Annotated in this window: 22 protein-coding genes and 2 pseudogenes; 12 read left to right on the top strand and 12 right to left on the bottom strand. The window is 64.7% G+C overall.

Going from position 1 to position 22,845, the window contains the following annotated elements; all coding sequences use genetic code 11:
• Positions 1–63 precede the first annotated feature (63 nt).
• Positions 64–948, top strand: a complete 885-nt coding sequence (locus tag ACSQ76_RS15150) for an IS1595 family transposase (protein WP_437157239.1) — start codon at positions 64–66, stop codon at positions 946–948.
• Positions 949–1,010: 62 nt separating this feature from the next.
• On the opposite strand, the gene ACSQ76_RS15145 is transcribed toward ACSQ76_RS15150, so the two are convergent.
• The 7 genes from ACSQ76_RS15145 to ACSQ76_RS15115 form a co-directional block, all read right to left on the bottom strand.
• Positions 1,011–1,694 (bottom strand): hypothetical protein, encoded by a 684-nt coding sequence (locus tag ACSQ76_RS15145; RefSeq protein WP_437157238.1) that lies wholly within the window; start codon positions 1,692–1,694, stop codon positions 1,011–1,013.
• 109 nt (positions 1,695–1,803) lie between these two features.
• Positions 1,804–2,787, bottom strand: a complete 984-nt coding sequence (locus ACSQ76_RS15140) for an NAD(P)H-quinone oxidoreductase (RefSeq protein ID WP_437157237.1) — start codon at positions 2,785–2,787, stop codon at positions 1,804–1,806.
• Between the two features lie 104 nt (positions 2,788–2,891).
• The gene (locus ACSQ76_RS15135) at positions 2,892–3,635 is read right to left on the bottom strand and encodes a proteasome-type protease (protein WP_306129565.1); all 744 of its coding nucleotides are present in this window, start codon (positions 3,633–3,635) and stop codon (positions 2,892–2,894) included.
• 12 nt (positions 3,636–3,647) lie between these two features.
• Entirely contained in the window at positions 3,648–4,445 is a 798-nt protein-coding gene (locus ACSQ76_RS15130) for a transglutaminase family protein (RefSeq protein WP_437157236.1), read from the bottom strand.
• Positions 4,446–4,449: 4 nt separating this feature from the next.
• Positions 4,450–5,391: an alpha-E domain-containing protein gene (locus ACSQ76_RS15125; RefSeq protein ID WP_437157235.1), complete on the bottom strand. Its 942-nt coding sequence runs from the start codon at positions 5,389–5,391 to the stop codon at positions 4,450–4,452.
• Positions 5,392–5,395: 4 nt separating this feature from the next.
• The gene (locus ACSQ76_RS15120) at positions 5,396–6,820 is read right to left on the bottom strand and encodes a circularly permuted type 2 ATP-grasp protein (protein WP_437157234.1); all 1,425 of its coding nucleotides are present in this window, start codon (positions 6,818–6,820) and stop codon (positions 5,396–5,398) included.
• A gap of 120 nt (positions 6,821–6,940) precedes the next feature.
• On the bottom strand, positions 6,941–7,855 hold the full coding sequence (locus ACSQ76_RS15115) for a LysR substrate-binding domain-containing protein (RefSeq protein WP_437157233.1): 915 nt from the start codon (positions 7,853–7,855) through the stop codon (positions 6,941–6,943).
• A 113-nt stretch (positions 7,856–7,968) separates the two neighbouring features.
• Between ACSQ76_RS15115 and ACSQ76_RS15110 the strand changes: the two genes are divergently transcribed.
• From ACSQ76_RS15110 to ACSQ76_RS15100, 3 genes are all read left to right on the top strand, one after another.
• A complete protein-coding gene (locus tag ACSQ76_RS15110) occupies positions 7,969–8,901 on the top strand; it encodes a ring-cleaving dioxygenase (RefSeq protein ID WP_437157232.1) in 933 nt (310 codons plus the stop codon).
• Between the two features lie 216 nt (positions 8,902–9,117).
• Entirely contained in the window at positions 9,118–9,507 is a 390-nt protein-coding gene (locus tag ACSQ76_RS15105; RefSeq protein WP_437157231.1) for an alpha/beta hydrolase, read from the top strand.
• 19 nt (positions 9,508–9,526) lie between these two features.
• Entirely contained in the window at positions 9,527–10,498 is a 972-nt protein-coding gene (locus tag ACSQ76_RS15100; RefSeq protein WP_437157230.1) for a pirin family protein, read from the top strand.
• Positions 10,499–10,566: 68 nt separating this feature from the next.
• Here the strand turns inward: ACSQ76_RS15100 and ACSQ76_RS15095 are convergent, their stop codons facing one another.
• From ACSQ76_RS15095 to ACSQ76_RS15085, 3 genes are all read right to left on the bottom strand, one after another.
• The gene (locus ACSQ76_RS15095) at positions 10,567–10,902 is read right to left on the bottom strand and encodes a hypothetical protein (protein WP_437157229.1); all 336 of its coding nucleotides are present in this window, start codon (positions 10,900–10,902) and stop codon (positions 10,567–10,569) included.
• The gene (locus ACSQ76_RS15090) at positions 10,788–11,909 is read right to left on the bottom strand and encodes a YihY family inner membrane protein (protein WP_437157228.1); all 1,122 of its coding nucleotides are present in this window, start codon (positions 11,907–11,909) and stop codon (positions 10,788–10,790) included. Before ACSQ76_RS15090 ends, ACSQ76_RS15095 begins: the two co-directional genes overlap by 115 nt.
• Positions 11,910–12,216: 307 nt before the next feature.
• Entirely contained in the window at positions 12,217–13,812 is a 1,596-nt protein-coding gene (locus ACSQ76_RS15085) for a GMC family oxidoreductase (protein WP_437157227.1), read from the bottom strand.
• A 105-nt stretch (positions 13,813–13,917) separates the two neighbouring features.
• On the opposite strand from ACSQ76_RS15085, the gene ACSQ76_RS15080 reads away from it, so the two are divergent.
• The 7 genes and pseudogenes from ACSQ76_RS15080 (at position 13,918) to ACSQ76_RS15050 (ending at position 21,110) form a co-directional block, all read left to right on the top strand.
• Complete coding sequence (locus ACSQ76_RS15080) at positions 13,918–15,150, top strand: TRAP transporter substrate-binding protein (RefSeq protein ID WP_437157226.1); 1,233 nt, start codon at positions 13,918–13,920, stop codon at positions 15,148–15,150.
• 103 nt (positions 15,151–15,253) lie between these two features.
• A pseudogene (locus ACSQ76_RS15075) lies at positions 15,254–15,913 on the top strand (TRAP transporter small permease); the annotation flags it as partial.
• 7 nt (positions 15,914–15,920) lie between these two features.
• Entirely contained in the window at positions 15,921–17,279 is a 1,359-nt protein-coding gene (locus tag ACSQ76_RS15070) for a TRAP transporter large permease (RefSeq protein ID WP_437157225.1), read from the top strand.
• A gap of 12 nt (positions 17,280–17,291) precedes the next feature.
• Complete coding sequence (locus ACSQ76_RS15065; protein WP_437157224.1) at positions 17,292–18,065, top strand: IclR family transcriptional regulator; 774 nt, start codon at positions 17,292–17,294, stop codon at positions 18,063–18,065.
• Positions 18,066–18,081: 16 nt separating this feature from the next.
• Positions 18,082–19,389, top strand: coding sequence for a histidinol dehydrogenase (gene hisD / locus ACSQ76_RS15060; protein ID WP_437157223.1), 1,308 nt, complete (start codon positions 18,082–18,084; stop codon positions 19,387–19,389).
• Positions 19,382–20,128, top strand: a pseudogene (locus tag ACSQ76_RS15055) (SDR family NAD(P)-dependent oxidoreductase); the annotation flags it as partial. The gene hisD and the pseudogene ACSQ76_RS15055, both read left to right, overlap by 8 nt.
• Positions 20,129–20,138: 10 nt before the next feature.
• Positions 20,139–21,110 (top strand): alcohol dehydrogenase catalytic domain-containing protein, encoded by a 972-nt coding sequence (locus ACSQ76_RS15050; protein WP_437157222.1) that lies wholly within the window; start codon positions 20,139–20,141, stop codon positions 21,108–21,110.
• Here the strand turns inward: ACSQ76_RS15050 and ACSQ76_RS15045 are convergent, their stop codons facing one another.
• Together ACSQ76_RS15045 and ACSQ76_RS15040 are read right to left on the bottom strand one after the other, a co-directional pair.
• The gene (locus ACSQ76_RS15045; RefSeq protein WP_437157221.1) at positions 21,111–21,518 is read right to left on the bottom strand and encodes a rhodanese-like domain-containing protein; all 408 of its coding nucleotides are present in this window, start codon (positions 21,516–21,518) and stop codon (positions 21,111–21,113) included. It lies immediately after the preceding gene.
• Positions 21,519–21,539: 21 nt separating this feature from the next.
• A complete protein-coding gene (locus ACSQ76_RS15040) occupies positions 21,540–21,761 on the bottom strand; it encodes a hypothetical protein (RefSeq protein WP_306129582.1) in 222 nt (73 codons plus the stop codon).
• A 136-nt stretch (positions 21,762–21,897) separates the two neighbouring features.
• On the opposite strand from ACSQ76_RS15040, the gene ACSQ76_RS15035 reads away from it, so the two are divergent.
• Complete coding sequence (locus tag ACSQ76_RS15035; RefSeq protein WP_437157220.1) at positions 21,898–22,821, top strand: hypothetical protein; 924 nt, start codon at positions 21,898–21,900, stop codon at positions 22,819–22,821.
• Positions 22,822–22,845 lie beyond the last annotated feature (24 nt).

Genomic DNA, 22,845 nt, shown 5'->3' with positions numbered 1-22,845 from the left:
AAGACTTTTCAGAAAGGGGTGTATCCCCTTGACATACGGTAGGGCAATTCCCATCTATACTGTATGAAACAGACCAACGTCCGCCAGTTCTTCCAAAAGTTCCCCACCGACGAAGCTTGCCTTGAGCATTTGTTCAATGTCCGCTTCGGCCAAGGCCACGTTTGCCCAAAGTGTGAACGCGAGGCCAAATGGTATCGCCTGACCAACGAGCAAGCCTTTGCATGCCAGTGGTGCGGGCATCACATTCACCCGATGGTGGGCAGCATCTTTGAAAAGAGCCGCACCCCACTTCAATTGTGGTTCTACGCGATCTTTCTATTCACCACGTCCAAGCACGGCGTCAGCGGCAAGGAATTGCAGCGCCAGCTTGGCGTTACCTACAAGACCGCATGGCGCATGGCGCGGCTGATCCGCGAACACATGGCGGCTGTGGACGGTGACGAGCCTATCGGTGGCGAAGGCAAGGTGGTTGAGGTTGACGAGACCTACTATGGCAAGACTGTCAAAGGTCGTCGTGGTCGTTCACTGGACGGCAAAGCCGTGCTGGTTGGCATGGTTGAACGCGACGGGCGCGTGATAACCAAAGCAATTCCAGACATTAAGGCCGTTACTCTGCATGAAGCGGTTGAGCAGAGCGTTGCAAAAGGTACTGAACTGCACGCTGACCAACTTAACAGCTACAACCACCTTGATCAGAAAGGCTATGACCTCAAGCGCGTAAACAAGCTGCGCGACGGTTGGTATGTTGGCCCTGCTGGTGAAACAGTAAACGCCATTGAGAACTTCTGGCGTCACCTCAAATGCTCAATCGAAGGGACGCACACCAGCGTGTCGCCCAAGTACCTTGAGCGTTACGCCAAAGAGTTTGAATACCGGTTCAATCGCCGGATGCGTCCCGAGATGATGCTGGACGAGTTGCTTTCCCGCTTTCCTGAACTGGACGCTTGATTACATCATTCAGCTTATCGAGGTCGCCGTCTGGGTCGGCTTCGTGCTCATTGATAAACTCTTCAAGACTTTTCTCTTTTCGGGCTTTCTTCAAGTTTACCATGCTGCACATCCCATAGCGCGACTTCTATTTTTCCATCTTCTAGAAAAGATACGACACCGTCCATTTTCACTATCAGTTCATTCTTGAGACGCTGTTTCGCTCCGTAGCTAAGCGTTGCGGATACTCTTACGGGCGTTTCTTCACGCTCAGGCAACCCAGACACATCTATATTGTGGGACGCAAAATGCCCACTGCAAGTAGGGCCTACGGTTAAAAAACTAGTCATGCGCTCTTTTTCTTCCGGAATGCGATTTTTTACTTTCACGTCCAGATCATTCAAGCGCACATTAAGTGGCTTCTTGCCAATATTTAGCACGTTTACAGTTACTTGTAGGTATGGAACGATTTTATTATTGCGCGAGACAGTGCTTACCCCAACGCCTTGAAAAACCAACTTATACCGATCTGTTGACGCTTCCCATCTATCAAGTAACTGACGCGCAAGAACCGATACACAGGCGGCGACGAAAAAGAAAACGACATAAATTTGCAGCCAGGGGAGGCTTTCCGCCCAAGCCATCAAGCCAGCCCCAATTGCGATAACGGATGGAAGAACGACCGTTGACACCCATGGGTTCGTGAGAAGCCCATAGAGGCCTTCGGCTGTAAAAATCCAACCAAGCAACTTTTTGGCGCGTTCCATGCTTCCCTCATCTCACGACTCCCGCCGTGGAGTCGAGAGGTAAACGTATGCTGAGGGGATACACCCCTTTCAGAAAAGTCTTGGCGGAGGAGACGGCACGGCGGGTGGGTTACGGACGGAGCAGGATCTTGCCGCGATGGGTGGCAGATTCCATCAGCTCGTGGGCGGCCGTCGCCTCCTCGAAGGGGAAGACCGTGTGCGTGTAGGTGCCGACCGTGCCCTCGGCCAGCAGCGGCCAGACCTTTTCAAGAAGGTCCTGCGCCACGCGGGTCTTGAACGTGTCGGGACGCGAGCGGAGGGTCGAGCCGGTATAGACGAGGCGCTTGAGCATTACCGGCATCAGATCGATTTCCATCTTCGAGCCGCCGTTGAACGCCAGCTGCACGATGCGGGCGTCGGCATGGGCGGCCTTGATGTTGCGGGCCACGTAATCGCCGCCGATGATGTCGAGGATCAGGTTCGCGCCGCCGGCCTCGCGCACGATGGGGACGAAATCCTCGGTCTTGAAGTCGATGGCGCGTTCGGCGCCGAGCTTGGTGACATAGTCGATGTCATCCTTGCCGGTGCATGTGGTGAAGACGCGGCAATCCAGCGCCCGGCCCAGCTGGATGGCGGTGGAGCCGATGCCGCCGGCGCCGCCATGGACGAGCAGCAGGTCATTGGGGGCAGGGGGCCTGTCGAGAAAGAGATTGGACCAGACGGTGAAATAAGTTTCGCAAAGGCCCGCCGCGTCGGTTGCATCCATGCCCGCCGGGATGGGCAGACAGTGGGTGGCGTCGACCGCCACGTACTCGGCATAGCCGCCGCCATTGGTCAGGCCGCAGATCGCGTCGCCCACGGCCCAGCCCGAGACGTTGTCGCCAAGGGCCGCGACCTCGCCGGAGACTTCGAGGCCCAACAGGTCGGACGCGCCCTTGGGCGGCGGGTAATGCCCGCGCCGCTGGACGAGGTCGGGGCCGTTGACGCCCGTGGCGGTGACCTTGATGAGCACTTCGGACGGCGCGGGTTCGGGAACGGGGCGTTCGCCCACCTCCAGTACCTCGGGTTTGCCGGGTTCGCGCATTTCCACGGTTTTCATCATCTCGGGCAGCATGTGGATCTTCCTTTTCTGTCGGTTGACCCTGAATGTGCATTTATACCGGGGGTTTCAACCGGATTGGCCGCGTGGTGGGTTTGCACCCACCCTACGGGAGGCGGCTAGCCGAGTTCCGACAGGTCGACGTCGGGCAGGCTGTCAAGGGCATTCTTCAGCGCCTCGCCCCAGCCCTCTGACACGGCATGGAAATAGGGGCTGTCGGCCTCTATCCGGCCGGTCTGGCCTATGGTCAGGCTGTCTGTCTCGTAGATGTGGAAATCGAAGGGCGCGCCCACGGTCAGGTTGGCCTTGAGCGTTGAATCGAAGCTGACGAGCAGGAGCTTCATCGCGGCCTCGAACGTCAGGGCGGGGTCGAAGGCGCGCACGAGGATGGGGCGGCCATACTTGGTTTCGCCCATCTGGAAGAAGGGCGTGTCGGAGCCGGCCTCGATGAAATTGCCCTCGGGGTAGATCAGGAAGAGGCGCGGCGGGCTGCCGGCGATCTGGCCGCCCAGCATGATCGTGGCGTTGAACGTGCCTTCGGCGCGCTGGCCGCTCTCGCCCGTGCGCTCGATCACCTCGCGCAGGGTGTCGGCGACCATGCGCGCGGCCTGAAACAGCGAGGGCACGCCCAGGAGCGAGGGCGTGCGGTCGCCGGGAGACTTGGAGCGTTCGTCCAGCAGGCTGATCACGGATTGCGTGGTGGCGAGGTTGCCGGCTGAGAGCAGCGTGATGACCCGTTCGCCCGGGTTTTCCCAGCTTGTCAATTTCTTGAAGGTCGAGATGTTGTCGAGCCCGGCATTGGTGCGGGTGTCTGACATGAAAACGAGGCCCCGGTCGAGAACCATTCCCACGCAATATGTCATGCCCGTCCTTCGCTATTGTTGGGTGACGTCGATCTCGACCTCGAGACGTTCCTCGGGGCCGCCGATTCTGGTGCCTGTGATGGGCGCAGCATCCGCGTAATCGAGGCCGGTTGCAACGCGGACGTAGCGTGTGTCGGGGGAAATTCCGTTGGATATGTCAAAGCCGACCCAGCCCAGCGCGTCGACATGCGCCTCGGCCCAGGCGTGCATCGCCTCCTGCGCGGTGCGGTCGTCGAGCATCAGGTAGCCCGAGACGTAGCGTGCGGGAAAGCCCATGGCGCGGGCACAGGCGAGGAAGATGTGGGTGTGGTCCTGGCAGACGCCCTTGCCGTGGGTGATCGCGTCCTCGGCGGACCAGCTGGGCTCGGACGCGCCGACCTGAAAGGCGACGCTGTCGCGGATCGTCTGGCTGAGCGCGTGCAGGCGGTCGAGCGGGTCGGGCGCGTCGACCTTGCGAATGAGGGCGCGGGCGCCGGATTTCGCCTCGGTCCGCCTGGTGGCCTGTTCATAGAGCCAGAGCGGGGCGGGGCCTAGGTGCCGGCCCAGGACACCGCTGACATCCTCGAGCACCACTTCGCCCTGGCTGGTGACGGTCAGTTCGGTGGTGTCGCGGTCGAAGCTGACGAGTTCGACGGCGTTGTTGTGATGGTCGGTGAAGTCCGCCTCCTTGCGGCCGTTCTCGATGCTGGTGGTCCAGTTCAGAACCTGCTGGGCGCGCGTGGTCTTGGGCGTCTTGCGCAGCTGTTGCAGGCCATAGACCACGGGACCGGAGAAGCGGTAGCGGGTCACGTGTTTGATATGCAGGTGCATGGGGTCATTCATAGAAGCGGTACTCGCGTTCGATTTCCTGCGCGAGGTCGGCGAGAAGGGCGATGATCTCGGTGATGTATTCGTGCAGACCGTATTCGAAGATCGCGTCGACCTCGTGGGCGAGGTATTTGCGGTTGATATAGTCGAGCTTCCTCATGGCGTCGGAGGGATGCGCGTTGCCGGCATTGAGGCTGCGCAGGTTTTCCTGAAGCTGGGCGGCGCAGAAGGCGAGGCTGCGGGGAAGGCGCTGGTCGAGGATGAGGAAATGGGTGATGTCGCGGGGGCCGGAATCGGCGCCGTATTCCATGCGGAATCCGCCGCGCGCCGCGACCGAGCGCAGGATGGTTTCCCATTGCACGTTATCCAGCGCCGAGCCCACCGCGCGGGCCGTGGGCAGCAGGACGTAGTATTTCACGTCGAGAATGCGTGCGGTGTTGTCGGCGCGTTCGAGGAAGGTGCCCAGCCGGGCGAAATCGTAGCGTTCGCCGCGCAGCATGGTGCCGTGGGTCATGCCGCGCACCAGCGAGGTGTTCTGACGCAGGGTGCGCAGGCAGCCGGGCAGGTCGCGTTCGGCCACCTGGCGGGAAAGGTTATCCTGGGCGTTCATGTAGGCGCTGTTGATCGCCTCCCACATGTCGCCGGTGAGAGCGGTGCGCACGAGCCGCGCGTTCTGGCGGGCGGCGCAGATGCAGGAATAGACCGAGGAGCTGTTGCCCCGGTCGCGCAGGAGCCAGTTGATCGCGGCCTCCTTGGTGACCTCGCCCTTTGCCGCCTCGAAAGCGGGCCAGACGCCGGCGGATTGCAGGACCGAGCGCCATTCCGCCGCGCTGTCGCCCATGCGGGTCAGCGCGATGCGCTGGCCGGTCTCTATCAGGCGGGCGGTATTCTCGGCCCGTTCGAGGTAGCGGAAGAGCCAGAAGAGGCCGTTTGCGGTTTTGCCGAGCATCGCGTCAGTCCTCCAGCACCCAGGTGTCCTTGGTGCCGCCGCCCTGCGACGAGTTCACCACCAGCGAGCCTTTCTTGAGCGCCACGCGCGTCAGCCCGCCCGGCGTGACCTGGATGCCGTTCGGGTTGACCAGCACGAAGGGGCGCAGGTCGACATGCCGGGGGCTGAGACCCTTGGCGGTGAAGGTGGGCACCGTCGACAGGCTGAGCGTGGGCTGGGCGATGTAGTTCGAGGGCCGGGCGTCGAGTTTCCGGGCGAAGTCGGCGATTTCCTTTTTCGAGGCGGCGGGCCCCACGAGCATGCCGTAGCCGCCGGAGCCGTGGACCTCTTTGACCACCAGTTCGGCGAGGTGTTCGCGGACGTAGGCCAGATCGTCCGCCTCGGAACAGCGCCAGGTGGGGACATTGGGCAGAAGCGGCTGCTCGCCGGTGTAGAACTCGACGATCTCGGGCATGTAGGAATAGATCGCCTTGTCGTCGGCGATGCCCGTGCCGGGCGCGTTGGCGATGGTGATGCCGCCGGCGCGGTAGACATCCATGATGCCGGCGACGCCAAGCTGGCTGTCGGGGTTGAAATTGAGCGGATCGAGGAAGTCGTCATCGACGCGGCGGTAGAGCACATCGATGGGTTTGTAGCCACAGGTCGTGCGCATGGCGACACGGCCGTCGACCACGCGCAGGTCATGGCCCTCGACCAGTTCGACGCCCATCTGATCGGCCAGGAAGGCGTGTTCGAAATAGGCGGAGTTGTAGATGCCGGGGGTCAGCACGGCCACGACGGGCGCGTCCTTGGTGCCCGCGGGCGCGCAGGCGGCCAGAGACCGGCGCAGGTTCGTGGGGTAGTTCTGCACCGGCTGGACGCGGTTGCGGGAAAACAGCTCTGGGAACATCTGGAGCATGGTTTCGCGGTTTTCCAGCATGTAGCTGACGCCCGAGGGGGTGCGGGCATTGTCCTCGAGCACGAAGAATTCGCCCGGTCCGGTGCGCACGATGTCGATACCGACGATGTGGGTATAGACGCCGCCCGGGGGTTCGACCCCGATCATGTGGGGCAGGAAGGCGTCGTTGCGGGCGATCATCTCGGCGGGCAGGCGCCCGGCCTTCACGATTTCCTGCTTGTGATAGATGTCGTGCAGGAAGGCGTTGATCGCGCGCACGCGCTGTTCGATGCCGCGCGACAGCCTGAAGAATTCGTTGCCCGACATGATGCGGGGGATGATGTCGAAGGGGATCAGCCGTTCCTCGGCCTCGGCGCGGCCATAGACGTTGAAGGTGATGCCGGTGAGGCGGAAGAGATCCTCGCACTCTCTCTGCTTGGCGCGCAGGCGGGAGGGGTCCTCGGCGTCGAACCATTGATGGAACGTCGCATAGGGGTCGCGCAGGGTCTTCTCGGTGCCCCACATTTCGTCGAAGAAAGGGTCTGATGGCATGTTCACCTCCGGCATTTCATAGAAGCAGGCAGGCGCGAAGCTGGCAAGATAGTGGTTTGCAGCCCGGTGAACGCGTTACGCTAAGAGGCGGGAACTGCTGGATTTTTGTGCAAGGCCGGTTCAGGTGAAACGAAAGAAGACCGGCGCGGTGCGGCGGATGTAATCCTCGAAGAAGGTGGTGAAGGTGGCCACCAGCGGGGGAAACGCCTCGTAGGGCGGGTAGAAAAGCGTGAGCCAGAGGGGGCTGACCTGCCAGTCGGGCATAAGGATCGTGACCTCGCCCGAGGCCAGCCCGTCGGCCACGAGGAAATCGGGCAATACGGTGATGCCCTGGCCGTGGCGGGCCATCTGGTAGAGCAGATCGCCGTTGTTGGTGATCAGGCTGCTGCCTGCCTGGACGCTGCGCTGGGCCTGGTCGCGGGTGAACTCCCACGTCTCGGGCGTGCCGGTGGCGCTGTGGGACAAGCACAGCTCGCGGAGCAGGTCGGCAGGATCGGCGGGGGGCGCGGTGTCGGCAAAGAGGGACGGGGCGGCGACGGCGTGGCGCGGCACCTCGCAGATCTTGCGCCAGATGGTGGATTTGTCGGATGGCGGGCCGGAGATGCGGATCGAAAGGTCGTAAGGGTCTTCGATGATGTCGACGAAGCGGTCGGTCAGGGTGACGCCGAGGTCGATCCTTGGGTAGGCGTCGCGGAAGGCGGCGATAAGGCCCGGCATCAGGCGCAGGCCCAGCGACATGGGCGCGTTGAGGCGCAGGCGGCCCTGGTCGGGATGGGCCGCGTGCATCAGCGCGTCGGTTGTGGCGTCCAGCTCGGTCAGCAGGGGACGATAGCGGGCGGCCACCACGGCGCCGGCATCGGTGAGGGAGACCTTTCGGGTGGTGCGCAGGAGAAGCTGCTGGCCGAAGCTGTCTTCGAGCTTCGCGATGATCCGTGTGACGCTGGAGGGCGTCATGTCGAGCGCACGGGCGGCGGCGGCAAAGCTGCGGCGCTCGGCCACTTCGAGGAAGACGCGGATGGGCTTGATATCCTGCATGGGGCAATTATTGCACCATATGCAATAGTATATGCAAGTTTGTTGCTATTCTCCTGAGTGGCTCTTTGCTCCAGATTGCTTGGTAACGAAGGATCAACCGAAAGGGCTGTATCATGATTACCGAGATCAAGGGCCTGCACCACGTCACGTCGATGGCGGGCGATGCCAATGAGAATAACGCGTTCTTTACAAAGGTGCTGGGTTTGCGCCGGGTGAAGATCACGGTGAATTTCGACGCGCCGGAGGTGTATCACCTTTACTTCGGCGACGAGGTGGGCACGCCGGGGGCGGTGATGACGACCTTCCCCTTTGGCCAGATGCCGCGCGGTACGCGGGGCGTGGGCGAGGTGGGCGTGACCGAATTCGCGGTGCCGCATGGCGCGCTGGGTTATTGGAAAGACCGGCTGGCGGCGGCGGGCGTGACCGGGCTGGCCGAGGACACCGCCTTTGGCGAGAAGCGGCTGGGGTTTGACGGGCCGGACGGCGACGGGTTCGCGCTGGTCGAGACGGATGTGCGCGGGCGCACGCCCTGGACCGGGGCGGATGTGCCGGCAAGTGCCGCGATCCTGGGCTTTCACGGGGCCCGGTTTGCGCTGCGGGATGCGGATGCGACCGGCGAGCTGTTGCGCTTCATGGGGTATCAGAAGATGGACACCCAAGGCGACCTGACGCGGTATGTGGTCGAGGGCGGGAATGCCGCCGACACGATCGACCTGCAGGAGGCGCCCAGTGCCAAGGCGGCCCGTCAAGGTGCGGGATCGGTACATCACATCGCGTTCTCGGTCGAGGACCGGGCGACGCAGCTGGAGGTGCGCAAGCGGCTGGTGGACACAGGGTACGACGTGACGCCGGTGATCGACCGCGACTATTTCTGGGCGATCTATTTCCGCACGCCGGGCGGTGTGCTGTTCGAGGTAGCCACCAACGAACCCGGGTTCGACCGGGACGAGGATACGGCGAACCTCGGCTCGGCGCTGAAGCTGCCGGACCGCTACGAGCCGCACCGCGCCAAGATCGAGGCGCATCTGCCGAAGCTGGTGGAGTAGGGCGATGGCGCTGGACCTTTACCATGCCAAGACGCGGGCGCCGGACGCCGGCGCGCCGCTGATCTTTGCCTTTCACGGCACGGGCGGGGACGAGACGCAGTTCTTTGACCTGGTGCGGCAGGTCAACCCCGGCGCGGGCATCGTCTCGCCCCGGGGAGACGTGTCGGAGCACGGCGCGGCGCGGTTTTTCCGGCGCACGGGCGAGGGGTCTATGACATGGACGACCTGGCGCGGCGCACGCAGGCGATGGTGCGGTACATCGAGGCTCAGAAGGCGGCGCATCCGGGCGTGGACACGTATGGCTTTGGCTATTCCAACGGCGCGAATATACTGGCCTCGGTGATGATGGCGCGGCCGGAGTTGTTTGACCGGGTGGGGCTGCTGCATCCGCTGATCCCGTGGGAGCCGGAGCCGGTCGCGGGCCTGGCAGGGCGACACGTGCTTGTCACGGCGGGACGCCAGGATCCGATCTGTCCGTGGCCCGTCAGCGCGCGATTCATCGAATGGCTGGCGGCGCAGGGCGCGGAGGTCGAGACGGTGATCCATGAGGGCGGGCACGAGAGACGGCCCGAAGAATTGCAGGCGCTGGCGCGTCTTTTGACCTGAGCGAACCAAGGAGAACGAGATGAGCTGGAACCCGACGCAGAACCCCGAGTGTCCCGATGCCGGGGGACTTGACGGGATAGAGACGCTGATCATCCCGCGGGCGCGGGATCTGGGGGGCTTCGAGGTGCGGCGTGCGCTGCCCAGCCCCGAGCGGCAGATGGTGGGCCCGTTCATCTTTTTCGACCAGATGGGGCCGGCGGAGTTCATCACCGAAGGCGGTATCGACGTGCGGCCGCATCCGCATATCGGCTTGGGGACGGTGACGTACCTGTACCAAGGCGAGTTCGAGCATCGCGACAGCCTGGGCACGCACCAGATGATCTATCCCGGCGAGGTGAACTGGATGCTGGCGGGGCAGGGCGTGACCCACTCGGAACGCACGAGCGAAGAGACACGGGGCACGCGGCACAACCTGTTCGGGATACAGACGTGGATCGCGCTGCCCGAGGACCGCGAGGACATGGCGCCGGAGTTCGAGCATCACAAGGAAGCGGCGCTGCCGTTCCTGAACGATGGCGGGGCGGAGGTGCGCCTGATCCTGGGGACGGGCTGGGGCGAGAAAAGCCCGGTGACGATGCAATCGGAGATCTTCTATGCCGATGCGGTGCTGGCGCCGGGGGCGAGTTTTCCCCTTCCCGACGATCACGAGGACCGGGGGCTGTATGTCACGCAAGGCAGCGTGGAGATCGCGGGCGAGGTGTTCGAGGCGGGGCGGATGATGGTGTTCCGACCGGGCGACCGGATGAGCGTCAAGGCCGGACCGCAAGGAGCGCGGGTGATGGCGCTGGGCGGGGAAACCTTCAACGGGCCAAGATATATCTGGTGGAACTTCGTGTCCTCGGACGTGGAGAAGATCGAGGCCGCCAAGGCGGCGTGGAAGGCCGCGGACTGGGACGGAGGGCCGTTCAGGCTGCCGCCGGGCGATACGGACGAGTTCATCCCGATCACCGAGGACATGGAGCGGATGAAGGTGAAGCAGCCCAAGGGGTAGGGGCGATTTGGGGGGCGATGTCCCGGACCGGGGCCGGGACGGTGGGGTGGAACCCCACCCTACGGGCGTCAGTAAAGTTTGATCGCGCCGGAGGTTTCCTCGGGTTCGGGGTCGCGGCCCGCGATGACGGAGGCAATGGATCGGTTCAGGATATTGTCCTCGGCCTCGCGCAGGCGGATCAGCAGCTCGGGCAGCGTTCCGGTCGTGTCGGCCACGTTCTCCAGCGCAGGTCGATCGGCGAGATCGCGGGTGCGCCCCAGGCTGAGGCCGATGTCGCGGGCGAGTTCGGCTACGGTAACCCGGTGCAGATCGCGCGAAAGGCACAGCCGGCCGTCCTCGGTCTCGACGATGTAGTTGGCCTCGAGAAGGGCTTCGAGCGTGGCGTCGCGGGACAGCAGCGGCACGGACTCGGCCAGTTCGTCCTGGCTGAGCGATTGGCCTTTCGGCGCCAGCCGGACCAACGCGGCGAGGAGCGCGACGGCGACTTGCAGCGTCTCGGCCGGGGTGAGGGGGTGCCCGATAGCATGTCGCGCCGGCGCCACCAGTCGGGGAAGGACGCGGTGAGCACCGCGCCAAGGATGATCACCGTCCAGGACGAGTAGACCCAGATCAGGAAGATCGGAAAGACCGCGACGGCCCCGTAGATCGTGGAATAGGTCGCCGAGGAGGTGACGAACGTGTTGAAGCCCCATTGCAGGAGCTGAAAGGCGATGGCGGCGAAGACGCCGCCGATCAGGGCGTTGCGCACCTTGACCTGCACGGCGGGCACGACGCAGTAGAGCAGGGTGAAGACGATGGTGGTGTTGATCAGCGCCAGCGCCTCGCGCGGCCAGTCCGAGCGCAGGTTGAGCGCGGGAAGGTAGCCGGTGTCCTTGGCCCAGTCCTGAAGCGGGCGCATCACGTCGGTGGTGAGCGTGAAGCTGGCCCCGATCAGCAGCGGGCCCATGGTCAGCACCGCCCAGAACGTCAGCAGGCGGACCATCAAGGGCCGGGGCCGGGCGACGCGCCAGATGCTGTTGAGCGTGGCCTCGATCGTGGACAGCAGCAGGACGGCGGTGACCGGCAGGGCGATGATGCCCGCGACGGTCAGCTCGCTGGCGTTGCTGGTGAAATCCGAGATGTAGGTGCGCACGTCCGAGCCGACCTCGGGGATCAGGAGGCCGAAGAACATTTCCTCCATGCGGATCTTCACGGGGTCGAAGGCGGGAAAGCCCGAGAGCACGGCGAAGGCGATCACCAGGAGCGGCACGAGGGCCAGCAGGGTGGAATAGGTGAGTGCGCCCGCCGCCAGAATGAGGCCGTCGTTCACGAAGCGGCGCATGGCGAAATAGAAGAAGCTGCCGATATCGCGCAGGATGTCGAGCGGGCGGGTCTCGCGCCAGTAGTCCAGACGGGATTTCGAGCGTGCCATGTCAATGCGTTATCATAGGTCCGGGGCGGCGTCTTTCAATCGGGTGGCGCGGCGGTGGGGTTTTCCGGACGGCGTGGGTTTTGGGACACCCGGAGGTTGAGGTCCCGGTTCGGGTCCGGGACGGGGTGGCGCGTGGTGGCAGGGAGGTCCCGGATCGGGGTCCGGGACGGCGTGGCGCGTGGTGGCGAAGAGGTCCCGGATCAAGTCCGGGACGGCGTGGCGCTTGGCGGCGACGAGGTCCCGGATCAAGTCCGGGACAGGGACGCGCTTGGCGGCGTCCCTGGTTTTCACCCACCCTACGCGGGGATTACGCGTCTTCCAGGACGAGGTCGGCGCATTTCTCGCCGATCATGATGGCGGGGGCGTTGGTGTTGCCCGAGACGATTTCGGGCATGATCGAGCAATCGGCCACGCGCAGGCCCGTGAGCCCATGCACGCGCAGGCGGGCGTCGACCACGGCGTTCGCATCGTCGCCCATCTTGCAGGTGCCCGTCGGGTGGTAGATCGAGACCGAGTTGTTGCGCGCCCAGTCGAGCGTGGCCGCGTCGTCGTCCATTGCGAGGTCGGCGGTGGGGCGGAACTCTTCGGCGATCTTGGTGGAGAGCGGCGCGTGGCGGGCGATGCGGCGGGCGATCTTGACGCCTTCGGTGAGGGTGCGGCAGTCGAGATCGGTCGAGAGGTACTTCGGGTGGATCCTGGGGTAGGTCTTGGGGTCGGGGCCGTTCAGGCGGATCTCGCCCCGGCTTTCGGGGCGCAACTGGCAGACCGACATGGTGAAGGCCGAGAAGGGATGCACGCCGGTGCCGGGGCTGTCGGCGGACCAGGGCTGGACGTGGAACTGGATGTCGGGGGTTTCGACATCGGGGCGGGTTTTTAGAAAGCCGGTGGCGAGGCTGGCGGCCATGGTCATCGGCCCCGCGCGGAAGAGCGCGTATTTGAGCGCGATGCGGGCCTGCGAGGCGAGGCTGCGCACCTCGTCGTTCAGCGTGGGTTCGTTGCACTTGAAGACAAGGCGCGCCTGCAAGTGGTCCTGCAGATTGCGGCCCACGCCGGGCAGGGCGTGGCGTGGGGTGATGCCGTTCTCCTTGAGGTGCTCGGGCTCGCCGAGGCCCGAGAGCATGAGGATCTGCGGGCTGTTGATGGCGCCGCCCGACAGGATGACCTCGCGGTTGGCGCCGATGGTCTGAAGCTGGCCGCCCTTGTCGCGGTATTCGACGCCGGTCGCGCGCTTGCCGTCGAAGAGTACGCGGGTGACCTGGGCGTAGGTGACGATGTTCAGGTTCCTGCGGTCGCGGATGGGTTTGAGATAGGCAACTGCCGCGCTGCACCGGCGGCCGTTGCGGGTGGTGAGCTGGAAATAGCCCACGCCCTCTTGCTCGGCGCCGTTGTAATCGGGGTTGAACGGATAGCCCGCCGTCTGGGCGGCGGCGACCCAGGCGTCGCAGATCGGGCGCTGGATGCGCATGTTGGAGACCGACAGGGGGCCCGCGTCGCCGTGCCAGGCATCCGCGCCGCGCTCGTTGTTCTCGGCCCGCTTGAAGAGGGGCAGCACGTCGTCCCAGCCCCAGCCCGCGTTGCCCATCTGGCGCCAACGGTCGTAATCCTGCGGCTGGCCGCGCACGTAGAGAAGCCCGTTGAGCGAGGATGACCCGCCCAGAACCTTCCCGCGCGGCCAGTCGATGGCGCGGCCGTTGAGGCCGGGGTCGGGCTCGGTCTTGTAGCACCAGTCGACGGTGGGGTTGTGCATGGTCTTGAAGTAGCCAACGGGGATGTGAATCCACGGGTTGCGGTCGGGCGGGCCGGCCTCGAGCAGGGTGACGCGCACATTGGGGTCCTTGCTGAGCCGGTTGGCCACGACGCAGCCCGCAGAGCCCGCGCCGACGATCACGTAATCGGTATCCACCAGTTTTCCTCCCGCTTCTTAAAAAAACCCTATGCAGAACGGGAAAGCTATTCTAGTGTTTTTTGAAACGATACGTCTCAAAAGTTGTCAAAATGGGAGGATTAAATGACAATTTATGACCGAGTGAAGGGCGTTTCGCGCCGGGATTTTTTCAAGATTGCGGGAACTTACGGCATGAGTTCGACGGTCATGGCGGCGGGTGCGTTTGGGGGCGCAATGACGGCGGCGAACCTGGCGCGTGCGGCGGAATCGACTTATGAGAAGCGATTCTCGAAAGAGGCGAAGCACACGCTGAAGCTGGGCGCGGCGGGGTTCAACCCGCAGAACCTGCTGATCGAACGGGCGGGCGTGCTGGATTTTGCCCGCGACCTGGAGGCGCGGACGGACGGGGAAATCCGGATCGAGTTCATCGGGAACAACCAGATATGCAACCAGCTGAGCTGTGTCGAGAAAACCCAGCAGGGCATCACCGACATGTTCGCGGCCTCGACCCAGAACTCGGCCGGGGGTGCGCCTTACCTGAACGTGCTGGATTATGCCTACATGTTCCGCAGCCGGGCGGATCAGTATTATTTCCTGTATCACCCCAAGAGCGTGGAAATCCTGCGCGACCCGCTGGAGAAGCGGCACGGGCTGAAGTTCCTGTTCAGCCACGCGGAATTGCGCGGCATCCAGCTGGGCCTGTCGTGGGAGGACAAGCCGACGGTGACCAAGCTGGAGGAGCTGTTCGGCACCAAGAACCGCGTCACGGGCACGCAGCTGGGCCGGATCGCGATGAACGCGCTGAACCTCAATCCGGTGCCGATCGCGTGGGAAGAGACGCTCGATGGTCTGAAGCAGGGCTTGATCGACGGGGCGGAGACCTGGGCTTCGGCGGTGGCTTATGCCAACATGTCGCCGGTCGTGAGCCAGTGCGTGGACCTCAAGTTCTTCTGCGGGACCGAGCACACGGCGATGAGCGCATCGGTCTTCGACAGTCTGGAGGGCGCGTTGCAGGACGCGGTGATGGAATCGGCCTATTACGCGCAATCCTACGTGCAGGCGGCGAACGAGGCCGCGCTGGTCAACACGGTGGGCTTCAGCCATCCGCACCAGGGGCCCGACACGATATTCGCACAGAACAACGTGCGGGTCGCGGCGCTGCCGGACGAGGAGATCAGGAAGGCCGAGGAAATGTGCTCTCCCGAGTTCCAGCCGCAGCTGTGGGAACAGTGGCGCGAGCGGCTGAACAGCTGGGCCGGTGGCATCGACACCTACCAGGAGATCTATGACACCGTGCGCGAGCATGACGTGACGCTGGCCGAGAATGTCGAGCCGCGGCGCTGGTGGAAAGGCTGACGCTTTCTTAGACATCATTGTGCCGGCCCTCTTCGAAGGGGGCCGGTAGCAACCAGTCCGAGACCGGCGGCGCACGCCGGAGCAACGACAACGGGAGGATGCCATGTCGATCATGACCGACGTGGGAGAGATTTTTTCGGCCGTCGCATCGAATGACGCCTGGATGATCCGGGAATCGCTGCAATCGAACGCGGCATGGTACCTGGGCACGGTCGTGGCGCTGGTGGGCGGGCTGGCGCTGGCGGCGATGTACCGCGCGCTGCCCTTCGTCGAGCGGCACCTGGAGCGCACGATCATGGTGGTGGCCTACTTGGCGGTGGCGCTGATCATCTTCTGGGGCGTGATCGACCGCTTCGTCTTTTCCAGCCAGCTGCCGTGGTCGACGACGATCCCGCCCTTGCTGTTCATGATCATGGCGTGGTTCGGGGCGACCTATAACGTGGCCCTGCGCACCCATCTGAGCTTTGCGGAGTTCCGCAGCCGGATGCCGCGCGCGGGGCAGTTCGCCTGCCTGATGTTGGACGCGGTGCTGTGGTTCGCCTTTTCGGTGATCGTGATGGTCACCACCGCGCGGGCCACCGCGCTGTCGGCGTCGAATTTCCAGATCGTGCTGGGCACGGACAACACGCTGCAATGGTGGTTCCTGATCACCGCGCCGATCGCGTTCCTGCTGATGGCGGCGCGGACGTTCCAGAACCTGTTCGAGGATATTTCCAATTGGCGCTCGGGGCGGCCGCTGATCAAGCAGGCCGTGATCGGGGGGATGTGTGATGACCGACGGGACCCTCATTACGCTGATTTCACTGGGCGTGACGTTCCTGTTCATGCTGGGCGTGCCGGTGTTCCTGGTGATCGCCTATTGGGTGATCGGGTGCAGTTTCGTGCTGGACCTGACGCTGGACAACCTTGGCGCGGAACTGCTGAACGTGTTCAACAAGGGGTTCGCCCTGCTGGCGATGCCTTTGTTCATCCTGACGGGCGATTTGATCAACAAGTCGGGGATCGCGCGACGATTGTCCGATTTCGCCTATGCCTGCCTGGGATGGCTCAGGGGCGGGCTGGCCATGGCGAGCCTCGGGGCGTGCGGGCTGTTTGCCGCGATTTCGGGGTCGAACTCGGCCACCACGGCCACCATCGGTTCGATGCTGCATCCCGAGATGGTGAAGGGCGGCTATGACGAGCGGTTTTCAGCTGCCACCGCGGCGGCGGGCGGCACGGTGGGGATCATCATCCCGCCCTCGATCATCTTCATCGTCTACGGGTTCCTTATGAACCTGCCGATCTCGGACCTATTCGTAGCGGGTATCCTGCCCGGGGCGCTGATGGTCATCGGCATGCAATTCGCCTGCTGGATCATCTGCCGGATGAACGGCTGGGGGTATTTGATCCCGCTGCAACTGAACCGGGTTCTGAAGACCGCGTTCGGGGCCTGGCTGGGGTTCTTTGCCATCGGGCTGGTGCTGTGGGGCATCTATACCGGCAAGTTTTCCCCGACCGAGGCGGCGGGCGTGACGGTGGGTTTCTGCATCATCGCGGGCCTGCTGAGCTGGGTGGTAAGCCGCATGTTCCGTCTGGACGGGACGAAGCCGTGGAACGAGAAATCGTACCTGTCTATGCTGGTGGTGGAAGGTTTCACCATCCCCGAGATCCCGGGCATCGTCATGCGCTCGGCGCAGATCACGGGCATCCTGGCGCCGCTGATTGCCATCTCGGTGGTGATGCAGCAGATCCTGTCACTGCTGGGCGCGCAGGAGGTGATCGGCGATTTCCTGACCTCGATGGGGGGCTACTATCCGGTGCTGTTCACCGCGATGCTGATCGTGTTCTTTTCGGGCATGATCCTGGAATCGCTGCCCGTCACGATCATCCTGGCGCCCATCCTGGCGCCGATCGCGGCCAGTGTGGGCGTCGATCCGGTGCATTTCTCGGTGATTTTCCTGGTGGGGGCGTCGATCGGGTTCATCACGCCGCCTTACGGGCTCAACCTCTATGTGGCGTCGGGGGTGACGGGGGTGCCATACTTCAGGCTGCTGAAGTATACTGTACCGTATCTCGTTGCCTTGATCAGCGTCTGGGTTCTTGTTTCGCTGGTGCCCGACCTGGCCCTGGCGCTGTTGCCGAACAGGTAGGAAAGACTTGTCATGCCGGACGACCAGTCAAAGGACGGAAAGTACCTGATCCCCACCAACCTGCGCCTGCTGGTGCTGCTGGAAGAGGTGGCGAAGGCGGGGGTGCCGGTGGCGCCGTCGACGCTTGTCACGGCGCTTGGGTTGCCGAAGCCGACGGTGCATCGGTTGCTGGCCACCGCCGAGGCGGAAGGGTTCCTGCAGCGCGATGTCGACGGGCGGTCGTTCGGACCGGGCAAGCGCCTGCGCACGCTGTCGATCAACACGCTGTCGTCGCAACGCATCCGCACCGAGCGGCTGATGATCATGAAGGCGCTGGCCGAGGATGTGGGCGAGACCTGCAACCTGGCAGCACCCGGGCGCTACGGGATGGTGTACCTGGACCGGGTCGAGACGCATTGGCCGCTGCGCATCCAGCTGCCGGTGGGCACGCAGGTGCCGTTCAACTGCACCGCCAGCGGCAAGATGTACCTGTCGTCGTTGCGCACCGACAAGCTGGCGCGGCTGCTGCAGAACCTGGAGATGCCGCGGCGGACCGAGCGATCGCTGACCGATCCGGAGGCGTTGATGGCCGAGCTGGCGCGGATCCGCGAGCGGAACTACTCGACCGACAACGAGGAGTTCATGGATGACATGACGGCGGTTGCAGTGCCGATCCGCGACGACCAGAACCGGCTGGTGACTACGCTGTCGCTGCATTCGCCGATCCAGCGGCGGAACCTTCCGGACCTGGAGGAATACCTGCCCCGCCTGCGCGAAGCGGCGCGGCAGCTGGAAGAATTGATCTGAGGGAGGGCCGGAAGGCATGGCGCGGGACTATCTGAAGACGGCGAAACTGACCTCGCGCTCGGGCGCGTCGGATGTTCATGCGACGGTGCAGGGCATCCTTGACGCCATCGAGGCGGGCGGGGACGCCGCCGCGCTGGAATACGCTGGCAAGTTCGACCAGTACGAGGGCAGCATACTGCTGTCGGAGGAAGAGATCGCGGCGGCCTCTGCGCTGGTGCCGGAAAAGCTGAAGCAGGACATCGCGTTCGCCCATGACAACGTGCGGCGGTTCGCCGAGCGGCAGAAGGCGACGGTGGCGGACGTGGAGCTGGAGGTGGTGCCGGGGCTGGTGGCAGGGCAGAAGGCGATCCCGGTGGATGCCGCCGGTTGCTATGTGCCGGGCGGGCGGTACAGCCATATCGCCAGCGCCATCATGACGGTGACCACGGCCAAGGTCGCGGGGTGCAAGCATATCACCGCGTGCAGCCCGCCGCGCCCCGGCGTGGGCGTGGCGCCGGCGATCATCTATGCCGCGCATATCTGCGGCGCGGACAAGATCATGGCGATGGGCGGCGTGCAGGGGGTGGCGGCGATGACGTTCGGCCTGTTCGGCCTGCCGCCGGCGAATATCCTGGTGGGCCCCGGCAACCAGTTCGTGGCCGAGGCCAAGCGGATACTATTCGGCCGCGTGGGCATCGACATGATCGCGGGGCCGACCGACAGCCTGATCCTGGCAGACAGCAGCGCCGACGCGCATATCGTGGCGACGGACTTGGTCAGCCAGGCCGAGCATGGCTACAACAGCCCCGTGTGGCTGGTGACCGATGACCGGGCGCTGGCCGCGACGGTGATGGACATGGTGCCAAAGCTGATCGACGACCTGCCGGAGGTGAACCGCGAGAACGCCACGGCGGCGTGGCGCGACTATGCCGAGGTGATCGTCTGTGCCGACCGCGAGGAGATGGCGGCCTGTTCGGACGAGTATGCCCCCGAGCACCTGACGGTGCAGGCCGGGGACCTGGACTGGTGGCTTGGGCGGCTGACCTGTTACGGGTCCTTGTTCCTGGGCGAGGAGACCACGGTCAGCTATGGCGACAAGGCGGCGGGGACGAACCACGTGCTGCCGACCTCGGGGGCGGCGCGGTATACCGGGGGCCTCAGCGTGCACAAGTACATGAAGATCGTGACGTGGCAGCGGGCGACGCGGGAAGGCTCGAAGCCCGTGGCGCAGGCGACGGCACGGATTTCGCGGCTCGAGGGTATGGAAGGGCACGCGCGCGCGGCGGATGCCCGGCTGGCCAAGTATTTCCCCGGCGAGAATTTCGACCTGAGCGCGGATGGCTGACCCGCGCCGCCTGTTCGATCTGAGCGGGCGGGTGGCGTGCGTCACCGGGGCCAGCTCGGGGCTTGGGCAGAGGGCGGCGGAGGTGCTGGCCGCCGCTGGCGCGAAGGTTGTGGGCGTGGCGCGGCGAGAGGCGCCCTTGGCTGAGTTGGCCGGGCGCGTGGGAGGTGCTGCGGCCTATGTCGTGGGGGATGTGGCGGAGCGCGAGGCCTTGCCCGAGTTGGTGGCGAAGGTGTCCGCGCCGTTCGGGGCGCCGGATATCGTGGTGCATGCGGCGGGGGTGAACACGCGGCAGGCGGCGGATGACGTGATGGCGGAAGGATGGGACGCGACGCTGGCGCTGAACCTGAGCGCGCCGTTTTTCCTGAGCCAGGCGCTGGTGCCGGCAATGAAGGAGAAAGGCTGGGGCCGGATCGTGAATTTCGCCTCGTTGCAGACGACGCGGGCTTTTCCCGGCGGTATCGCTTATGGTGCGACGAAGGGTGGAATCGCGCAGTTGACGCGGGCGATGGCCGAGGCGTGGTCGGGCTTTGGCATCACGTCGAACGCCATAGGGCCGGGATTTTTCCCGACCGAGCTGACGCAGGCCGTCTTTGGCGACGAGGCGCGGGCGGCACGCAACGCGGCGCAGACCTGTATCGGGCGCAACGGGCGGCTGTAGGATATCGACGGGCCGGTCCTGTTCCTGTGTTCGGATGCTAGTACATATGTTACGGGGCAGGTGCTGATGGTCGACGGGGGTTCACGGCGAAATGAAGGCATTGATCTACGATGCGCCCGAACGTCTTGGGTATCGGGAGGCGCCGGAGCCGGTGGCCGGGGAGGGCGAACACCTGATCCGGGTCGAGGCGGTGGGGATTTGCGGCTCGGACATGCACGCCTATCTGGGCCATGACGACCGGCGGCCCGCACCGCTGATCCTGGGGCACGAGGCGGCGGGAGTGATCGTGGGCGGCCCCGACGCGGGGCGGCGGGTCACGATCAATCCGCTGGTGACCTGCGGGGACTGCGCCGCCTGCATGGCGGGGCGCGAGAACCTGTGCGAGGCGCGGCAGATCATTTCCATGCCGCCGAGGGACGGCGCCTTCGCGCAGTTCGTGGCGATGCCGGAGCGCAACCTTGTCACCGTGCCGGAAGGCGTGCCGCTGGACCGGGCGGCACTGGCGGAGCCCCTGGCGGTGAGTTGGCACGCGGTCAGGCTGGCGATGCAGGCTGTCCCGGGCCCCGAGCGGGCCCTTGTGCTGGGCGGCGGAGCCATTGGGCTGGCCGCGGCGCTGGCCCTGACGGCGATGGGGGTCACGGGCGTGACGGTGGTGGAGCCGAACGCAAGGCGGCGGGAGTTCCTGGCCGGTGTGTGCAAAGACCATGTCGTGGCGGAGGCCGATGGCTTCTATGACATCGTGGTGGATGCCGTTGGCTATGCCGCGACGCGCAAGGTGGCGTCGGCGCGGGCGAGGCCGGGCGGAGTGATCGCGCATGTGGGGCTGGGCGAGGATATGGGCGGCCTCGATATCCGGCGGATGACCTTGCAGGAGATCACGTTCATCGGGACCTATACCTATACCGATCAGGATTTCCGCGACACGGCGCAGGCGCTGTTCGACGGGCGGCTTGGGAGGGTGGAGTGGTTCGAGACAAGGGGCCTGGACGAAGGCGCGGCGGCGTTTGCCGATCTCAGGGCCGGAAAAGTGGCCGCCCCGAAGATCGTGCTGCGGCCCTGGTAGTCAGGGTTTCCTGTCTTCGGGGAATTCGACCGGGCCACCCTGGTCGGCCCAAGTGGAGAAGCCTTCGCGCAGATGTGCGGCCTTAAACCCCATGTCCTGAAGCGTGGCGGTGGCCAGCGCCGAGCGCCAACCGGAGGCGCAGTGCAGCACGTAGCGTTTGCCGGGCTGGGCGAAGACGTCGCGGTGATAGGGGCTTTCGGGGTCGACCCAGAATTCGAGCATTCCGCGCGGGGCATGAACGCTGCCGGGGATGAAGCCGCTGCGCTGGCGTTCGCGGATGTCTCGGATGTCGACGATGACGAGATCGGGGTCGTCGAGGGCCGCGATCAGGTCGGGCGTCTCGACCTGCGGGATGCGGGCGCGGGCGTCGGCGACCATCTGGGCGGCGGTGGTCTTGAGCTGGGGCATCGTAAATCCCTGGAACGCGGTTCAGCCGGTGGGCCGGGCATCGAGCCAGGCAAGCTGGTCGCGGATGAAATGCGGGTCGGTCTCCATGCGGATGAACACCGCCGTCAGGGCGGCGACGGTCGGGGACATCTCGTCTTCGGGGGTACCGTGGGGCATCAGGATTTCGCGGGTGCCGTCAGCGGCGACGGTCAGGGCGAACGTGTCCGCCGGGATCATGGTGCCGGTTTCGGAATGGTCTGGCATCTGGGACTCCTTTTCCGGGTCGAAGGGATAGGCGTTGAACGCCTGGTTGTCAAAATCCGGGCGGAACCGACCGATGGGCGGGATTTGTGGAAACGCCGGACTGACCGGTCTATGTTGCGCGATCAGGGGAGGTGCCATGCGCATCATTCAACTTGCTTTCATGCTGATCTTTGCCGGGCTGGCCGCGCAGGCGGACCAGCGCGAGGATTACCTGGACATGGCGCGGCGCGGCTGGAGTTATGAGCTGCGCACCACGATGATCGGGCGGGACATGGAGATCCCGGTGCGGATCAACGGGCGCGACATGGCGGGCGCGGCGTTGTGCGTGGTGGGCGAGAAGCCCCATGCCGAGACCCGCGCGGTTCTGGATACCTTTCGGGGGCTGATCGGCGACGTTTACGGCAAGCCGCTGCCGATGCGCTTTGCCGGGGACACGGCGCAGGGCTGTGGGGCGGGCCGGGTCGTGTTGTTGCGGCTCTATTCCGGGCGGCCGCCGAACCGGGCGCTGTCGGCCGACGTGGAGTGGATGAACAGCGCCTTCGGGCTGGGTCTGCCAAGGGGGCGGGATTATGCGGCGATGTCGCCGGCGATGGCGCAGACGTTCTTTGGCCACCTGGGGCAGGTCACGCATATCATGGTCAAGCAGCCGGGGCCGTCGAGCCCTGGAAACCTTGAGCGGAAGTTCTATCGCTCGATCCTGGTGGAGGAGCTGTACCAGTCCTTCACCTTCGGAATGGATGTGCTGAAATTCGACCGAAAGGCGCAGTTCGTGTCGAAATTGCAGGAATTTCCGGTGAACATGGGCCGGATGCCTTGGAGTTCGCGCGGATTCATGCGGGCGATCCTGGGGTCCAACCCGGTGGGGCTGTGCCGGTTCGACGTGTTCATGCTGCACGCGGTGGCGCAGTCGCCGGGGGCCGAGACCAATTCGGCCGAGTTCATAGATTTCATCGACGCGAATTACGAGCGGCTTGATGCGCTGGGCGCGGAGAGTTTTGCCGATGCGCGGTTCGCGCCGCTGATGGACCCGGATTGCGCGGCGGACCGGACGGTGCGCTAGGGCGGCGGTCGAGGGCGGTTAAGA

This window comes from Roseovarius sp. B08 (assembly GCF_051417955.1).
GTDB lineage: Bacteria > Pseudomonadota > Alphaproteobacteria > Rhodobacterales > Rhodobacteraceae > Roseovarius.
This window is presented reverse-complemented; position numbering and strand designations above follow the sequence as displayed.

Bases quoted from the DNA above. Each gene is read 5' to 3' on its own strand.
- ACSQ76_RS15150 (WP_437157239.1), top strand. From the start codon at position 64: ATGAAACAGACCAACGTCCGCCAGTTCTTCCAAAAGTTCCCCACCGAC.
- ACSQ76_RS15145 (WP_437157238.1), bottom strand. From the start codon at position 1,694: ATGGAACGCGCCAAAAAGTTGCTTGGTTGGATTTTTACAGCCGAAGGC.
- ACSQ76_RS15140 (WP_437157237.1), bottom strand. From the start codon at position 2,787: ATGCTGCCCGAGATGATGAAAACCGTGGAAATGCGCGAACCCGGCAAA.
- ACSQ76_RS15135 (WP_306129565.1), bottom strand. From the start codon at position 3,635: ATGACATATTGCGTGGGAATGGTTCTCGACCGGGGCCTCGTTTTCATG.
- ACSQ76_RS15130 (WP_437157236.1), bottom strand. From the start codon at position 4,445: ATGCACCTGCATATCAAACACGTGACCCGCTACCGCTTCTCCGGTCCC.
- ACSQ76_RS15125 (WP_437157235.1), bottom strand. From the start codon at position 5,391: ATGCTCGGCAAAACCGCAAACGGCCTCTTCTGGCTCTTCCGCTACCTC.
- ACSQ76_RS15120 (WP_437157234.1), bottom strand. From the start codon at position 6,820: ATGCCATCAGACCCTTTCTTCGACGAAATGTGGGGCACCGAGAAGACC.
- ACSQ76_RS15115 (WP_437157233.1), bottom strand. From the start codon at position 7,855: ATGCAGGATATCAAGCCCATCCGCGTCTTCCTCGAAGTGGCCGAGCGC.
- ACSQ76_RS15110 (WP_437157232.1), top strand. From the start codon at position 7,969: ATGATTACCGAGATCAAGGGCCTGCACCACGTCACGTCGATGGCGGGC.
- ACSQ76_RS15105 (WP_437157231.1), top strand. From the start codon at position 9,118: ATGGACGACCTGGCGCGGCGCACGCAGGCGATGGTGCGGTACATCGAG.
- ACSQ76_RS15100 (WP_437157230.1), top strand. From the start codon at position 9,527: ATGAGCTGGAACCCGACGCAGAACCCCGAGTGTCCCGATGCCGGGGGA.
- ACSQ76_RS15090 (WP_437157228.1), bottom strand. From the start codon at position 11,909: ATGGCACGCTCGAAATCCCGTCTGGACTACTGGCGCGAGACCCGCCCG.
- ACSQ76_RS15080 (WP_437157226.1), top strand. From the start codon at position 13,918: ATGACAATTTATGACCGAGTGAAGGGCGTTTCGCGCCGGGATTTTTTC.
- ACSQ76_RS15070 (WP_437157225.1), top strand. From the start codon at position 15,921: ATGACCGACGGGACCCTCATTACGCTGATTTCACTGGGCGTGACGTTC.
- ACSQ76_RS15065 (WP_437157224.1), top strand. From the start codon at position 17,292: ATGCCGGACGACCAGTCAAAGGACGGAAAGTACCTGATCCCCACCAAC.
- hisD (WP_437157223.1), top strand. From the start codon at position 18,082: ATGGCGCGGGACTATCTGAAGACGGCGAAACTGACCTCGCGCTCGGGC.
- ACSQ76_RS15050 (WP_437157222.1), top strand. From the start codon at position 20,139: ATGAAGGCATTGATCTACGATGCGCCCGAACGTCTTGGGTATCGGGAG.
- ACSQ76_RS15045 (WP_437157221.1), bottom strand. From the start codon at position 21,518: ATGCCCCAGCTCAAGACCACCGCCGCCCAGATGGTCGCCGACGCCCGC.
- ACSQ76_RS15040 (WP_306129582.1), bottom strand. From the start codon at position 21,761: ATGCCAGACCATTCCGAAACCGGCACCATGATCCCGGCGGACACGTTC.
- ACSQ76_RS15035 (WP_437157220.1), top strand. From the start codon at position 21,898: ATGCGCATCATTCAACTTGCTTTCATGCTGATCTTTGCCGGGCTGGCC.